The following is a 16,401-nucleotide window of genomic DNA, read 5'->3' on the forward strand; positions in this document are numbered from 1 at the left end:
CTCACCTCGGCTTCCCGTTCGTCTGCTCGGAGGGGACCGGCCGCCCCGACTGGGCCGCCATGACCTCCTCGTACAACTCAGGCCGGAACTCACGCAGATGGGCCAGGATGCTGCTCATCTGCGTACCGATGTTCACGAACCGGGTCTTCCCGCCCTGGAACTCGACCTCGTCGACCTTCCGCGTCCCGCGGTGCAGTCCCACGACCGTCCAGTCGTCGAGGCAGACCGGGGAACCGGAGGAGCCGCCCCGCGTGTCGGTGAAGTACAGGATGTCGTGCTCGTCCGCCCGGTAGACCAGGTTGTTGCGCAGCGCGACCCGCTTCGGCAGGCCCCCCGGGTGCTGGATGATGTTGACCGGCACGCGCTGCCGCTCCCGGACCAGCAGCGGCCGGGTCGCGACCTTCAGCGTCGGCCGCCGCTCCTGGTCGGGCGCGAGCCGCACGATGGCGTAGTCGAGCGCCGCGTCCCATGCGGCGAGCTCCCCGGCCGTCGCCTCGGGCGCGGCCGCCGCGTTCTCGACGAAGTCGAAGCGGGAGCGCGACATCACCGCCTGGAGCCGCAGGTCCTCGTCGCTGACGTAGGGCCGCACGCCCGCCTCCCACGAACGGGCCATCACCACGTGGTGGTTGGTGATCAGCAGCCCCGGTGCCAGCATCCACCCGGTGCCGCCGTGCGGATACGACGGGAGGAGCGGCGCCCCCGACTCGTACGGCGGGATCCGCAGCAGCGCGACGGAGGCGCCGGCCCGGATGCCGCCGTGCAGGAACTCGTACGGCACGGTGTCGTCCTGGAGGACGACCTCCTCCTTCATCTCCCCGGGCATCATCTCCGCGGGCAGCTCGGCCTCGCCGGTGATCTCGCGGGCCACGGCGTCGAGCGCGCCCTGGAGGACGGCCCGGGGACCCTGCTCGTGGACGTGCTCGATCGCGTTGTGCAGCCAGATCTCCAGCGGCACCAGGCCGTCGAGAAGCCGCTCGACCTGGTTCATCGCGTTCAGGTCCGCGTGGGCCTGCTCCCGGGGGTCGTCGAGCGGTTCGAGCGTGGCCGTGAAGTACCCCGGGATGCCCTTGAGCAGCGCGGGGCGCAGCGCACGGTCGGCGAGCCCCGCCTCCATGGCCGCGTTGCGGATCCGGACGAGCTCCTCCTGCGGCAGGAACGGCACCTTGCGCAGCGCCGCCCCGGCGGCGTTCGGCGGCGGCCGCGTCCACAGGCCCGCACCGCCGTGCCGGGGAAGCGGGCCGGTCACGGTGCCCGCCCTCGCACCGGCCGACCCGCCGCCCTCCGGTGCCGGGCCGTGCGGAGCCGACCCGTGCGGCCCCGAGTCCATCGCGGAGGCGACCCCGAGCAGCAGGTCCCCACTGCCGTCCCGGAGGGTCAGCACCTGCCGCGCCACGCCGTCCAGGGTGCCGCGCCGCCGCGCCTCCCGCAGGTCCCGCTCGATCCGCGCGAGGTCCGGGCGGTCCGCACCGGGGACCGGGTCGGCCTCGCCGGCCGCCGACTCCAGGATGCGCGACAGCGGCGCCCGCAGCACCGGCTCGTCGGTCAGGGTGGTGTCGATCCAGTGGGCGAGCTCGGTGATGACGGCCTCCTCGTCCGCCGGAAGCCCCACCAGCCGCAGCGTGTGCTCCAGGAGCCGCGGGTCGGCCCGGCAGGCCGTGGCCGCCGCCGTACGGGCCAGCGACGGCTGCCGGGCCAGGTCCGCGTCCGGCATGCCCCGCAGCGTCCGGGCCAGCCGCTCCTCGGCCGGGGCGGCGTCGACGTCGGCGAGCGCGGCGAGCCGGGACCGGGCGACGAGGACGCCCAGGGACTCGTACCGCAGCCCGAGGCCCGCCGCGAGCTCCTCCGCCTCCTGGAGGTCGCGGTCCGCCTCCGCGAACTCGCCCGCGTCCTGCGCGAGCCGCGCCGACAGCTGGAGCAGCTCCAACTGGGTCTCCGCGCAGCCCGCCTCCTCCGCCCGGTCCACGGCCCGGTCGGCGCCCGCACGGGCCTCCGCCGACCGGCCGGAGCGGGCGAGGGTCTCGGCGAGCAGTGCGTGCAGCCTGCTGCACGGCGTCCACGGCCGCCGCTCGGCCAGCCGCTGCGCCGCCGCCTCGACGTACCCCTGGGTGAGCAGGTCCTCCACCTCGCGCGCGGCGATCCGCTCCCAGTCCTCCTGGTCGGCCTCGGTCATGATCTGGTCGGGCACGTGGCCGCCGATCCGCCCGAGGAGGAACGCGGCCGAGCGGTGCGCCATCTCCCGGTGCGTCGACCCGCCCAGGTAGGGGGCGACGCCGGGCTCCCAACGCGCCTCGACCGTGCGGGGGTTCTCGCCGAGCCGGAGCCGGTGGTAGATCTCCTCGGCGCGGGCCCTGTCGCCCTCGCGGGCCGCGTAGTACGCGACGGCCCTGCGGTCCACGGCCCGCATCAGATCGGTCCGCGCGCGGTCCGACAGCCGCAGCATGATGGCCCGCAGATCGGCCCGGTGGCGGATGGCCTCCGGTCCGGCCGACTCCATCAGGTCGACCCGGGACGTCAGCAGCCCGTAGAGCCGGCGCGCCTCCGCCGGGGTGTCCACCCGGAGCCCCGCCGGGCCGGCCAGCACCTCCCGCACCAGGTCGGGCGTGATGAACCGGAGCGCGAGGCCCGCCTGGACGAGGGCCCGGACGTCGTCCTCCGCGATGTGTTTGAGGAGGCGGTCGTACAGCGTTCCCTGGATGAGCATCTGGTCGACCTGGCGGTCGAAGTACCGCCGCCGGGACGGCAGTCCGCGCAGCAGCTCGCCCAGCGAGGGGGAGTCGGTGCCGAGCGCGACGGCCGTACGGGCCGCCAGGCGCAGGCTCAGCGGATGGCCGCCGATCCGGTCCGCGAGGTCCTCGGCGAGCGGCTCGTCGTCCACCCCGGACGACATCAGGAGGTCCACCGAAGCCCGGTGGTCCAGCTCGGTCAGCTCCATCGAGCGGGGGGTGAGGACCCGGGCCGGGTGGTCGATCGGCGCGCGCCCCGAGACGATGAACCGCAGGCGCGAGTAGGCGGCGCGGAGCGCGGTCCAGATCGCCCACATGCGCGCCATGACGGGGGAGCCCCGGTACTGGGCCTCCTCGAAGGAGTCGACGACGACGAGGAACGGCGGGGCCGTTTCGCCCGGGGCCGGCCGGACGGCCTCGGCGACCAGGGAGGCGGCCCGGTGGGCGAGTTCCTGTTCACGGGCGCTGGCCCGGGCGTGGAAGTCGGCGGAGTAGTCGCGGCCCATCGTGGCGCGCGCCCCGGCCAGCTGGTACAGGTCGTCGAGTTCGTTGCGTTCGCCGCGCTGCACGGCCGCGGTCCGCTCGCACTCGTCCGCGAGCGCGTCGAACTCGGCGCGGAGCGCGGGATGCTGGATGCCCAGCTGCCGGGCCGCCTCCGCGATCACGGTGGCCGGCTCGTGGATGGAGAGCGTCGGACGGGCGAAGTCGATGTAGGCGAAGGGGAATCCGTCCGGTGAGGCGGCCAGCGCGTCGACGAGGAACTTCGCGAGCAGCGTGCTCTTGCCGATGCCACCCACGCCGTACAGCAGGACGGGCGGCTCCGCCGGCTCCTCGGGCAGGGCCAGATAGGCGTGCAGGGCGTCGAGTTCGGCGGTCCGGCCGTGGAACGTCCCCCGGATCAGCCGGTGCATCGGCTGCAGCAGCCGGGCCTTCTCCAACCGGTGCTGCACGTCGTCGACGGCGGGCAGACCGCTCACGCCCGGGACCCGGCTCAGCCAGAGAACGGCCTGAAGGGTGTCGGAGAGCTCCTCCACGGGGTCCTGGAGCGGAGGCGGCGGCGGCCCGTCGAGGGGCGGGCGCTCCGCGGCGAGCGGCAGGCCGCCACCCGTCAGGAGGCCGAGAGCGGCCCGCTCCGGCCCCGGGCCCCGGGGCCGCAGGGCGATGTTGGCCCGGAGGGCGCGCAGGGCGGCGTCCGGTCCGGGGAGGCCCGCGAGCGTCGCGTCGCGGACCTCGGGCTTGAGCGTCCACACCGTGGCCGGTGCTCCCCCCGGCGACGGCAGGCCGGTGCAGTCGTCGACGAGTTCGAGGACCGCCCGCCCGGTGGCCCGCTCCTCGCCCGGCAGGCGCAGCAGCGCCGGGTCGAACTCCTGGAGCAGGCAGGCCGCCTCGCGGTACGACCTGCGCAGGTCGGGCAGTGCGGTGGCGGGCGCGGCGAGACCGGTGCGCAGCGCGTCACGGAGCAGCGGTCCGGCCTCCCCGGGCTCCGGCGCCGGGGTCGGGGGCAGGGCCCGGCGGAGCCGTACGACGTCCTCCACGGCCGTGCACACCCGGCGCATGTAGCTGTCGCCGTTCGCGGGTGCCTCGACGGCCCGGAGCACCTCGCCGACGGCCGTCTCCGTCAGCTCGCCGGCGGTCGCCTCCTGCCCCGGGGCGAGCGTGTCGGCGAAGAACGCGCGGAAGAAGGACCGGAGATCGCCCTCGTCCACCAGGCGCGTGGTGTCCCGGCACTCGTTCTTGCGTATCTCGTACGGGAGTTGGCGCATCGTCGTCGCGTAGCCCAGCAGCACGAGGCGCGGCACGGTCTCGGCCCGCACCGGGGTGTGCTCGTACACGGCCCGGGCCAGGACGCCGATGCAGTCCCACACGTCCGACTGCGGGTCGAGCCTGTCGCAGTCGTCGAGCACCAGCCAGAACCGGTCCTCGGCCGCCGCCGCCCGCGCGACGATCCGGTGGGCGGCGTCCTCGAAGCACGGCAGTGGATCGTTCAACCGTGTGGGGTTCAACAGCACCTCGTCGGCCCCCGGGCCCGACACGAACGCCGAAAGCCGCTCCATCAGGCGCGCCGCCGTCGACGTACGGGACAGCGTCACCCGCACCGGACGGAAACCGCAGTGCTGGCCGAGGTGCCGGATCAGCTCGTACGTGTACGACCGCCCGCTGTCCGGCGGCCCGTCGACGACCAGCACCGTCTGCTCCGGATCGGCCAGGAAGCCCCGCAGCTTCTCCCGCAGTTCGCTCCGGTCCAGGAACACCTCGGTGCCGTGCTTCAGGAGCAGGCTCTCGAACGGGTCCCGCGGTGACCGCCGCAACCGCTCGTCCTCCCGCAACCGCGTGAGCAGACTACGGGCCTCCGCACCCTGCTCGAACGCATGCGGATCATCGATGGCCCCCAGCGCGTCCAGCCCCGCCAGCACGGCCAGCAGCCTCCGCTGATGCGCGATGTCCCGCCGCGCCGCCCCCACCACCAGCACCGCGTTCCGGTCCGCATCCGGCGTCAGCGCCAGATCCTCCACGAAATCCGCCGGCAACCCCGCGCGCAGCAGTCGCTCCCGAGGCTCAGCGGTGTCGAGGAGATGATCCCGCACCCAACTGGCGACAAGCCCCCACTCCGTCTCCGTGAGCGGCATACCGCACCTACCCGGCGCTCTTCGCGCAGCGCCGGTCGCTCCGGCGCCGGAGGTGATCCCTTCCATCGTTCCACCGCCCCGAACCCCCCGCAATCGCTGCTCACCGGGGGGCGGGACACCGGGGCGGGGTCAGGCGTGCAGCACGATGTCGTCGTACGTCTCCAGACGTCGCCACCGCTCCTCGGGACCGCGCGCCGGCGGCAGCACGTCCACGTCCGGCAGCGGCCCGAACTCCAGCTCGGTGATCTCCGCGACGTCGGAGACCGGCACCTGGTACGTGCGGAAGGGGCCGAGCGGCGGCGGCGACCCGGCCTTCGCGCCCGCCAGGGCCCGATCGGCGTCCCGGCTCAGGTCGGGGCTCTGGTCCAGGACGTACGCGGCGGCGGCCAGCGCTCCGTCCTGCAGGAAGGCGGCCACCTTCCAGAACCGCAGCGGCACCTGGATACCCCGGTACGGCGGGTCGGAGTCCTGGAGCACCGGGCCGGTGAGGACCGTCAGCTTCCGGTCGTACTCGGCGGCGTGGTCGAGGAGGTAGTTCTCCAGCCCCTGCCAGAGCTGTTTCCCCTGGTTGAAGACGTCGGCCTGCGGGGCGGCGTTGGTGTAGTGGAAGGTGTCGGTGTTGGCCCGATGGGCGACGGCCGTAGAGCCCCAGACCGGGTCGAGCCGGCGGACCAGGTGGCCGCGGTCGAGACTGTTGTTCCGGTAGACGTCGTTGCCCGCCTGGTGCTCCTCGGGCAGCCGGGGGTCGAACTCCCAGACGTCGTCCCGGGGAACGTCCTCCAGGAGCTCGCGCCCCTCGATGCACACGGCCGTCGAGGCCGCGAGCCGTCGGTCGGGGCGGAACACCACGGTGAAGTGCGTGTACGGCAGGATCACCGTCGCGACCCCGTCCCGCGCCGGGACGGGCAGCGGGACGTCGGGGCCGAGGAAGGCCGCGTCGTAGCCGGTGCGGTCGGCGAGGGCGGACCGGCCGACGCCGTCGCCCCGGGCGACGGAACCGGACGGAGGGAGCGGGGGTTCGGAAGGGTTCATAGGATGGAAGTACCGCGTGGAGAGGGTCGCGGTCGGCGTCGGGGCGCAGGGCCACCCGAACAGACGCTCCTCGGCATCTCCTCCGCATCTCACCTGGAGGCACCCCATGGCCACCGGACTCTCCGTGCACGTCGGACTGAACAGCGTCGACCCGGCCCGGTACGAGGGATGGGAAGGGACGCTGGTCGCCTGCGAGAACGACGCCCACGACATGGCTCGGCTCGCACGGGCCGGCGGATTCGAGACCACCACGCTGCTCACGCCCGAAGGGACGGTCGCCAACGTCACGGCCGTGCTGGGCGAGGCGGCCGCCCGGCTTGTGCCGGGTGACATCCTGTTCTTCAGCTACTCCGGACACGGTGGCCAGGTCCCCGACGAGTCCGGCACGGACGACGAGCCGGACTCGCTCGACGAGACCCTCGTCCTGTACGACCGCCAGTTCCTCGACGACGAGGTCCAGCAGGCCTTCCGAGCCTTCGCGGACGACGTGCGCATCGTCGCCCTCTTCGACTGCTGCCACAGCGGCAGCAGCATCGAGGTGCCCGGCGGCACGGACGAGGACATCCGCGGCCGGTACATGCCCGAGCCGCAGCAGCGGCAGCTCTACGACCGCGACCGCGAGTTCCTCACGGAGCTGCGCGACTCGCTCGCGAAGTCCGCGGCCGCCGGCCGGGGCCCCGACGCCCTCCTCGTCTCGGCCTGCCAGGACGACCAGGTCGCCTCCGACGGCGACGTCAACGGGGCCTTCACCGCCGCCGTGCTCAAGACCTGGGACGACGGCGCCTTCCAGGGCGGCTACCGCGAGTTCCACGCGGCGGTCCAGAAGAAACTGCCCCGGAGCCAGCGCCCGAACCTCTACCTGACCGGCTCGCCCGACGAGGCGTTCCTCGACCAGCGGCCGTTCTCCATCTGACGGCGGTCCGCCCACCACGCTCCGGTCCGACCACGCTCCGGTCCGGCCACGAGCCGGTCCGGGCCGGGGCGGCGTGGGAAGCCGCGTCTCCTCAGGGCCGGGGAGCCGTCGGAGGCCGCCCCCTCACGGCCGGAGCGCCGTCGCCAGCTGCGCGCGGGAGCGGACGTCGAGCTTCTGGTAGATCCGGGTCAGCCGCGCCTCGACCGTCTTCACGCTCAGGTACAGCTTCGCCGCCGCCTCCTGGTTGCTGGCGCCCTGGCACACGAGCCGCGCGAGCCGCAGCTCACCCTCCGTCAGCGAGGACAGCGCCGGCAGCGCCTCCTCCGCCCCGGAAGCCGACCCGGGCCCGTCGCCCGCCCCGACCGCCGGCGTCTCGCCCGCCAGCGCCAGCCACGGAGCCGCCCCGGCCCGCTCGAACACCGCCGCCGCCGCGTGCAGGGCGCTCTGCGCCGCCGACCGCCGCCGCCGGCGTCGCTCCACGCGGGCCAGCGCGATCAGCGCCCGCCCCCGCTCCAGCGGCAGCCGCGCCCGCCCGAAGCTGTCGGCCGTACGGGTGAGCAGGTCCGCCGCCTCGTCCGTCCGCCCCTCCGCCGCGAGCCACAGGGCGTACGCCCGGTCGCAGCCGAGTAGCACCGTCGACCGCCCGAGCCGCTCCGCCACCGGCCGCACCTCCGCGAGGAGCGCCAGCGCCTCGTCGGCCGCGTCCTGGGCGAGCAGCGCCTCGGCCAGCTCCTCGTGCCAGCGCAGCATCGACGGGTCCACGGTCGACTGGGCGCGCTCGTCTGCCTGCACCCGCCGCAGCGTCTCCAGGGCGGCGGCCACGTCCCCGTTGATCAGCTGGACCCGGCCGAGCGCGTACCGGCTGCGGGAGAGGAAGACCCGGTCGCCCTCCTCCTCGGAGGCCTGCACGCTGCGGCGCGCATAGCTCGCGGCCCGCGCGAAACTGCCGCCCGCCGTCTCCGCGAGCGCCAGCGCGTACCAGGCGGGACCGGGGGAGAGGCCCGCCTCCAGGGTGAGCGCGAGCGACTGCCCGGCGTGCGCGAGGGCCGCGCCGCACGGCCCGATCCGCGACTCGATCTCGGCGAGCGTGGAGAGCAGCTCGATGGCGTCCTCGACGGATCCGCGCCGCTGCACCAGCGGCAGCAGCGCGCCGAGTTCGTCGCGGGCCTCCACGAGCCGCCCGTCGAACAGGGCGTGGCGGATCGTCAGGATCTGTGCGGCGTTGCGGATCCCCAGCGGGCGCTCGGCCAGCTCCAGGGCACGGGCCTGGGCGAGCACGGCCTCCGCGTCCGGGGAGCCGAGGGCCCGCTCCATCCGCGCCTGGACGGTCAGCGCCTGCGCCGCCGTGCGCGGGTCGCCCATCGACGCGGCCAGCGCGGCCGATTCGACCGCCGCCGCCCGGGACCGCTCCGGATCGCCGTCCGCCAGGACGTACTTGACGGCGAGCCGCAGCTGTACGGCGGCCCGCAGCGCGGTGTTCCCCTCGGAGTCCTCCATGGCGTGGACGTACATCTCGTCGAGCCCGGTCAGCCCCTGGCCCGCCGTGTCGAGCACGGCGAGCCGCGCCCGCACCCGGTCGGAGGGCACCGCGTCCCGGGCGAGCAGATCGGTGGCGGCCCGCATGGCGAGGTCGGCACGGGCCGCGCGCGCGGCCTCCTCGGCGGCGTCGACGAGCCGGGCGAGCCGCTGCCCGCCGTGCCTGCCGGGCGTCGACTCGGCGGCGAGCAGGGCGAGTTCGGCGGCGAGCGCGCTGTTCCCGCGCCGCCGGGCCAGATCGGCGGCGGCCGCGACCTCGGCGGCGAGCTCCTCGTCCGGGGAGTCGGTGGCCAGCGCCCGGTGGCGTACGGCCTCCACGGGGTCGTCCACGACCTCCGCGAGGGCCGCGTGCCCGGCGCTCCGCTCCGCCCAGCAGGCGTCGTGCACCAGGGTGGAGGGCAGCAGCCCGGCGGTGAACGTCACCGACCCGTCCTCGGCGAGCGACACCAGTCCGGCCCGCTCGGCCGCCGCGAGGTCCGCCTCCGCGTTGGGCCGCCCGGCCCGGCGGACCAGGGTCGCCGAGGGGCGCAGGGCCAGCGCGGCGAGCAGCAGCGTCTCCCGTACGGCGGCGGGCGCGGCGCCCAGGAGCTGGCGGGCGAGGTCGCGGGCCCTGCCGGAGAGCGTCAGCGCCTCCGCGTGGTGCAGCGGGGTCCTGGCGTCGGCGAGGGACCGCCCCACGGCGAGCGCGAGGCGCGGATTGCCGCCGCTCGCCCGGTGGATGCGGCCGGCCATCCGGGAGGGCAGCCGGTGGTGGATGAGGAGTTCGGCGATCTCGTCGGCGGCCAGCGGCGGGACGAGCAGCACGTCCGCCTCGGACGGCACCCACAGGTGGGTGGCGTGCGGGTCCTCCGGGCGGTGCGGCTCGCGGTAGGGCTCGTGGACCTCGCCGTACGGTTCCGGGGTCTCCACGGCTACTACCCGCAGGGCGGGCGGGGCCAGGTGGAGGGCGAACCGCAGCAGGTCCGCGCTGTCCGCGTCGACGTGCTGCACCCCGTCGACGACCAGCAGGACGGGGCCGCGGCCGGTCAGGGCGCGCAGGATGCGGGCGATGCCGAGGCGCAGTGCGATCGGGTCCCAGCCGCCGGCGTCGATCGGCGCCTCGCGGCAGAGCATGGCGACGGCGGTGCGCTGGGGGCCGGGCAGTTCGTCGAAGACGCCGGAGGTGAGGATCCCGGGTTCCGGTGCCGCGGGTCCGGGCGCCGGGGAGGCGACCGTCGCGGCGGCGGAGGCGACGAGCGCGGCCGCGGCGGCGCCGGGTATGTCCCGGTCGGACGGCAGCGGCGCCAGCCACAGCACGGTCTCGCCGCGCGCCTCGGCGCGGGCCGCCTCGGCCAGGGCGAGTTCGGTCTTGCCGACGCCGGCGGGTCCGGTGAGCAGGGCGCGGCCCCGTGCGTGCAGGGCGCGTTCGATGCGGGCGAGGAGCTCCTCGCGGCCCACCGGGGCAGCGCGGTGCGGTGCTGTCGTCACTGTCCACCACCTCCGGCCCTCGGGTCCCGGCCCATGAGCCCCGTGGGCAGAGGATACGGAGCACACCGGAGGAGTCCAGGCCTCCTGTCCGACATACGGACAGGAGGCCTGCTCGGCAGCTGCCTCCCACACGCCAGGACGCGCCCGTGGTGTAGACCACGAGCGCGTCGCTGACCAGCAAGGATGCTGATGTGGGGGGTGGTTCAGTGGGGTGTCACCGGTGGATCAGAAGGTGAGGCTCCATGAGTCGATGTAGCCGGTGTCACCCGAGGCCACATCCTTCACCTGAAGCTTCCAGGTGCCGTTGGCGACCTCGCTCGACGCGTCGACCGTGTACGTGGTCAGGACGTTGTCGGCGCTGTCCGAGGAGGAGGACGCCTTCAGGTTGCGCACCGTGCCGTCGGGGGCGACCAGGTCGATGACCAGGTCCCCGCGCCAGGTGTGCTTGATGTCCACGCCGACCTTGAGGGTGGCGGGCGCGTTGCCGGTGCGGCCGGTGACGGCGATCGAGGACGACACGGTGGTGTTGTCGGCGATCGTCACGTCGGTCGCGTTGGTGAACACGTTGCCGCTCGGCGGGGTGGTGCCGAGGACCGCGTCCACGGACTTCGCGGTGTCGGCGATGCCGGTGCCGCAGCCGCCGGTGCAGGTGCCGGGCAGCGGACGGGCGTTGGTCTTGATCGCGGACTCGATCTCGGCCGGCGTGAGGGTGCTCTTGGCCGACTTCAGGAGCGCGGCCAGGCCGGCGATGTGCGGCGCCGCCATCGAGGTGCCCTGGTAGGGCTTGTAGTTCTCGGTCGACTGGGTCGTCAGACCCGAGTTCAGCGTGGAGTAGATGCCGTTCTCGGGGGTGGTGACGGTACCGGGCGTGTCGGTGGAGCGGCGGGTCTCGCCGCCGGGCGCGGACACGTCCACGATGGTGCCGTAGTTGGAGTAGTACGACCGGTTGCCCTCGCGGCTGGTCGACGCCACGGTGATGACGCCCGAGCAGTTCGCGGGAGTGAAGCCGGAGGCGTTCGCGTTGCTGTTGCCCGCGGCGACGACGACGGTGGTACCGCGCGAGACGGCGCCGTTGATGGCGGTCTGGTAGACGCTCGGGCAGGTGGAGCTGGCGCCGCCCAGGCTCAGGTTGATGACCTTCGCCGGGTTCGCGTTGGCCGGGACGCCCGGCACGGTGCCGCCGGAGGCCCAGGTGATGGCGTCGGCGATGTCGGAGGACGAGCCGCCGCACTTGCCGAGCACCCGCACGGGCTGGATCTTCGCGTTGTACGCGATGCCCGCGATGCCCTTGGTGTTGTTCGTGACGGCGCCGATGGTGCCAGCCACGTGGGTGCCGTGCCAGGAGGAGTTGGAGGCGGTGGAACCGGTGCCGCACTCGCCGGCGGTGGCGTTCCAGTCGCCCTCGTCCTTCGGGTCCGCGTCGCGGCCGTTGCCGTCGCGGGCGTCGGCGGAGGTCGAGATGAAGTCGTAGCCGGCGACGATGTTGCCCGCCACGTCCGAGTGGGCGGCGTAGCCGGTGTCGATGACGGCGACGGTGACGCCGGTGCCGGTCGTCTTGTCCCAGGCCGCGGGAACGTTCATGCCGCCGGTGGGCTCGAAGAGGTCCCACTGCTTGGCGTAGTCGGTGTCGTCCGGGGTGACGGCCATGGCGTACGCGCGGATGTCGGGCTCGACCGACGCGACGGACGGGTCGGCGCGGAACGCGTCCATGACCTCGGTCACGTCCTGCTTGGTGGCGCTGTCGCCCAGGTCGACCAGGGCGCCACCGCCGGCGAGGCGGCGCTCGAAGGAGAGCTTCTCGCCCGTCTTCGCGGCCTTCTCGGCCGTGTCGCTCTTCGCGGCGGTGTTGGAGCCGGCCTCGGCGGCCTGGCTCTTGTAGGTCACGATGACCTTCTCGACGGGGGCGCTGGGAAGCGCCCGCATCGTCTGCGAAGCCGGAGCCGGCTTCGGGGTGGCAGCGCCCGGGGCGGCGGCGATCGCCCCGGTCGTGGCAGCGGCGCCGAGGATCGCGGCGCTCGCGACCACGGATATGACTCTCCGCCTGGAACCGTTCAAGGTGTGGCCCTTTCGAGTACGACGTAACTGCGGAGCAGTGGCGGCGGCGCGGGTCACACGGGGCGAAGTGGGGTCGCGTCCGAGGTTCCCTGGGCTTGGGGGGCCCGTGCGCCGCCACCGGCGCGACGGCCCGGGTCAAGGCCGTCACCGGCGGACATCACCCTCCGCATGCACCTGTCAGGGTGCGCTGGGGGGATGATATCTGCCGGTGCGGAGGACAGTAGGGAACGGGGGGGTGAACCCGATACGGGGAAAACCCTTGTCACCCCTCACAGGGCTGCGGGGGTGCGGCGAGGGGAGACGCGCCCCGGCCCGGCGGGGCAAGGCCCGGGGCCCGTGCGGCGCGGAGGGCGCGGGCCTTTCCGGCGGCCCCGCCGACGACTTGGCCGCACCGCGGCGATCCGTGACGGCGGCCCGAGGCGCCGCGGTCGGCCGCGGCGAGTCGTGACCGGATAAGGCGGATTGCGCCTATTCGTAGCGAGTTGTCGTGATGCGCGGTAAGTCACCCGGAATTACGACGAGATGGGCGCACACTGTCGGTGACGCGCCCCCGCCTCGGCGGCGTCAGCCCAGTTCGAGACTGGTCACTCCGAAGACGCGCTCGTGCGCCACCGGGCGGACCGGGCCCGTGTACATCCGGGCCGTCTCGAAGGTCGGCTCCAGGCCGCGCTCCAGCGCGATGCGGGCGGCCGCCGGGTTCGCCTCCGGCATGTCCACCGCGAGCCGGTCGGAGCCGAAGTCCCGCGCGGCGGCGGCGAGCGCGTCGAGCAGGGCCGCCGCATCGGCCGGGCTGTCCGCGAACAACGGCCCCACCCTCGCCTCGTCCTCCGCCGGACGGATCACCCCGTACCCGGTCGGGCGGCCGTCGACGACCCTCACGAGGGCCCGGTGGCCCGGAGTGGTCAGCCAGGCGGACAGGAAGCGCGGGCGGTCGGCGTGGTGGCAGCCCGCGTCGTACGCGGCCAGCGCGGCCGCATCGACCCGCTCGGCGGCCACCACCCCGCCCACCGGGCCGTCCGGCACGGGGACCTCGCCCACGTACCGCGCCGTGCGGTACGCCGTCGCGAACCCCGAGCGGCGGTAGTTGTCCTGCTGCGCCGGCACCCCGTCCAGACCGACCGACCGCCCCCCGGCGTGCGCCAGCGCGGTCCGCCAAGTGGTCAGACCGTGCCCGAGGCCCCGGAATTCGGGCCGCACCAGATAGAACCCCAGGAACGCGTACGCCTCGTCGTAGTTCACCACCGAAATGGCCGACACCGGCTCCCCGTCCACCCGTCCCATGAAGAACCCGCCCGCATCCTGCGCGAAGAACGCCCCCGCGTCCGACAGGCCCGGATTCCACCCCTCCTCGGCCGCCCAGGAACGCACGAGGTCCCAGTCCCGCAGCGTGGCGGGAGCAACGGACAGCGAACCGGATGAAGCGGAGGTCATGGCATTCCTTCGACGGCCGGGAGCGGATTCCACCCCACACAAACAGGTCAAAGCGCGCCGAGCATAACGCCGCCCCGAAGCACCCCCACCACACGCCGACTGATTTCGGCCGGGTCGGTGGGCGGGTTCGAAGTCAGGGCTTCGGCCGGGCCGATGGGCGGCTTCGGAGTCAGGGCTTCGGGCGGGTGCGTAGGGCGCGGGTGCGGGGGCTTCGGGCGGGTTGGTGGGGGCCGGGTGCGGGACTCGGGACGGGGTGGGGCGGGGCTCGGACGGGGGTGAGGCGCGGCGCGAGGGCGCCGGCGCTCTCCGGCCGGGCCTGGGGCCGCGTGGGGTTGGCGGGGTGCGTCCGGCCGCGCGCGGCGATGCGGGGGCGGCGGGGCTGCGGGGCGGCGGGCCCGAGGGTGGCGGGTTCTCTCCGGTCGGGCGTGGGGCCGCGCGGGTGGGAGAGGGGTGTCCCGCCGGGCATGGGGCCATGTGAGCGGTGGTCCGGCCGGGTGGGGCCGCGTGAGGTCGGCCGGGGTTGCCGGGCTGGTTGAGGGGCGCGCGGGGGTCAGCCCACCAGGCGTAGGCGGGGGGTGGCGACGGTGAGGTGGACGGTCTGGCCCCAGGTCAGGTCGAGGGCGTCGGATTCGACGCCGTCGCCGAAGGCGACGAGGCGGTCGGACTCGACGGTGAGGCGGAGGCCCTGACCGGGGGTGAGGAGGCCTTCGACGCGGGTGGTGCCGGTGGTGGGCGAGGGCCAGGCCTCGCGGACGAACCAGGCGAGCCGGGCGTCCGAGGGCGCGGGCAGCGCGAGCGCGCTGGAGCGCTGCTCCCACAGGGACCGCAGCCAGCCGGTGGCCCCGGTGCCGGTGCCGACGAGCACGCCCGACGAGGCCTGGGGCTCCGGCGGGACGTCCGTGCCGTCGAGGCCGAGCGTGTAGCGGGCGGTCTGGTGGCCGGGCGGGCCGACGTAGATCTCGTTGAGGGCGAGGAGCCGTTGCGCATCGTCGGTGACGGCCTCGACCATCGTCAGCTCGTCGACGGCCGCGCCGGCCCCCACCGCGTACGGCAGCAGCCGCCGCGCCTGCGCCGCGCGGTGCCGCACCAGGACGCCCGGGTTGCGCCCCGGATCGGCGTCGATCCCCACCACGGGCTGCCCGGTCAGGTACTTCGCCGCGTTGGCGACGAGACCGTCCTGGCCGACCACGACGACCACGTCCTCGGGCCCGAACAGGAAGCGGTCCAGATCGGCGCGTTCCACCCGGGTCTGGCGCCACGTCAGCGGGACCGCGCCCGCCACCTCGGCGAGCGCCCGGCGGGTGCGCTCGTGCCGTTCCCGTACCGCCTCGACCGAGCGGCCGCGCGCGGAGAGGAAGAACGCGGCCTGGCCGTGGGTGCCGTGCCGGGCGAGCAGCTCCTCGTACTCCGTGGTCCGGTGCACGAGGACGGCACGCGGCGCGAGGCTCACGACCGGGCCCCGGCTCCGGTCCCGGTCCCGCCCTCGCCCAGCTTGGCGAGCAGGCCGGTCAGCACGTCGGGGGAGAGGGTCAGGTGCTCGATCCGGGGGAGGTTCTCGGCGGCCCGGTGCACGGCCAGGGCGTGCAGGGTGGCGGGTGTCACCTCGCCGTGCGCCCGCAGCCACGCGGACTGCGCTCCGGCGCGCGCCTCGCCGACCTCCCGGGCCGCCTCCGCCTCGGCGCGGGCGAGCCTGACCTTCCGTACGGCTTCGGCCTCGGCCCGTACGGCGTCGGCGGCCGCGTTCTCCTCGGCCTCGCGCCGCGCGTTGGTGCCGCGCTGCTCGACGAGCCGCTCCTCCTGCCGGGCGAGCTCGATCTTGCTGGCGAGCTCGTTCTCGGCGATGGCGCGTTCGCGCTCGACGGCGACGGCGCGGCGCTCGTAGGTGGCCCGGTCGGCCTCCTGCTGGATCTGCTCGCGGGCCGGGGTGCGCAGCGCGCGCTCGACCTCGGGCTCGGGGCGGATCGCCACCACTCGGACCGCGACGACCTCGATCCCGGTGGCGGGCAGGCGCGGCTCGGCCGCGAGTCCGGCCGTGATCCGGTCCCGTACCGCCGCCACGCCGTCGACGAGCGCCGCCGCCAGCGCGGTACGCGCCAGGACGTCCAGCGCGTGCTGCTGCGCCGTCTCGGTCAGCAGCGTGGCGATCTGCTCCAGCGGTGTGCCCCGCCACGCGCCCGTGTCGGGGTCGATCGAGAAGTCGAGGCGGGCGGCCGCCGTTCCGGGGTCCCCGATCCGGTACGTGACGGTGGACTGCACGCTCACGTCCTGGAAGTCGGCGGTCCGGGCGTGGAACGCCATCGCGAGTTCCCGGTCGTTCACCGGCACCTCGGAGAGCGCCGCGGTGAGCGGCCGGAACCAGAAGCTCAGCCCCTCGCCGTCGTGGACGAGCTTGCCCCTGCGCTGGTGGCGGATGTGCGCGGTGGGCGCGGAGCGCAGATGGCGCCAGCCGGCCCGCCGGGTGATGTCGGCCATGGAACCCCCTTGTCGTCACCATGACGATAGGGGTCCCGCCAGTTGTCGTCAAGATGACGAAAGGGGAGGGCTGTCGTCCGCCGACGCCTGCCGCAAGCCCCCCCCTGGGCGCCCCCGCTCAGGGGCACGCCATGTGCGACGGCAC

General features: G+C 74.7%; 8 protein-coding genes. 1 reads left to right on the top strand and 7 read right to left on the bottom strand.

Annotation, left to right across the window (positions count from 1 at the left end; all coding sequences use genetic code 11):
• Position 1: 1 nt before the first annotated feature.
• On the bottom strand, positions 2–5,236 hold the full coding sequence (locus ACFCY7_RS15385) for a trypsin-like peptidase domain-containing protein (RefSeq protein WP_376485002.1): 5,235 nt from the start codon (positions 5,234–5,236) through the stop codon (positions 2–4).
• A 243-nt stretch (positions 5,237–5,479) separates the two neighbouring features.
• Positions 5,480–6,382: a DNA/RNA non-specific endonuclease gene (locus tag ACFCY7_RS15390; RefSeq protein WP_376485005.1), complete on the bottom strand. Its 903-nt coding sequence runs from the start codon at positions 6,380–6,382 to the stop codon at positions 5,480–5,482.
• 106 nt (positions 6,383–6,488) lie between these two features.
• On the opposite strand from ACFCY7_RS15390, the gene ACFCY7_RS15395 reads away from it, so the two are divergent.
• Positions 6,489–7,295: a caspase family protein gene (locus ACFCY7_RS15395; RefSeq protein ID WP_376485006.1), complete on the top strand. Its 807-nt coding sequence runs from the start codon at positions 6,489–6,491 to the stop codon at positions 7,293–7,295.
• A 123-nt stretch (positions 7,296–7,418) separates the two neighbouring features.
• On the opposite strand, the gene ACFCY7_RS15400 is transcribed toward ACFCY7_RS15395, so the two are convergent.
• The 5 genes from ACFCY7_RS15400 to ACFCY7_RS15420 form a co-directional block, all read right to left on the bottom strand.
• Positions 7,419–10,298, bottom strand: a complete 2,880-nt coding sequence (locus ACFCY7_RS15400; protein ID WP_376485009.1) for an AAA family ATPase — start codon at positions 10,296–10,298, stop codon at positions 7,419–7,421.
• Between the two features lie 225 nt (positions 10,299–10,523).
• Positions 10,524–12,323 carry a S8 family serine peptidase gene (locus ACFCY7_RS15405; protein ID WP_376485012.1) on the bottom strand — a complete coding sequence of 600 codons (1,800 nt, stop codon included), beginning with the start codon at positions 12,321–12,323 and terminating at the stop codon, positions 10,524–10,526.
• 594 nt (positions 12,324–12,917) lie between these two features.
• Positions 12,918–13,784: a GNAT family N-acetyltransferase gene (locus ACFCY7_RS15410; RefSeq protein ID WP_376485014.1), complete on the bottom strand. Its 867-nt coding sequence runs from the start codon at positions 13,782–13,784 to the stop codon at positions 12,918–12,920.
• 550 nt (positions 13,785–14,334) lie between these two features.
• On the bottom strand, positions 14,335–15,234 hold the full coding sequence (locus ACFCY7_RS15415; RefSeq protein ID WP_376485016.1) for a hypothetical protein: 900 nt from the start codon (positions 15,232–15,234) through the stop codon (positions 14,335–14,337).
• Positions 15,231–16,256, bottom strand: a complete 1,026-nt coding sequence (locus tag ACFCY7_RS15420) for an SPFH domain-containing protein (RefSeq protein ID WP_376485018.1) — start codon at positions 16,254–16,256, stop codon at positions 15,231–15,233. The genes ACFCY7_RS15415 and ACFCY7_RS15420 overlap by 4 nt, the downstream gene beginning before the upstream one ends.
• Positions 16,257–16,401: the final 145 nt, after the last annotated feature.

Origin of the sequence: Streptomyces sp. NPDC056361 (genome assembly GCF_042262805.1) — a bacterium.
Classification (GTDB): Bacteria; Actinomycetota; Actinomycetes; order Streptomycetales; family Streptomycetaceae; genus Streptomyces.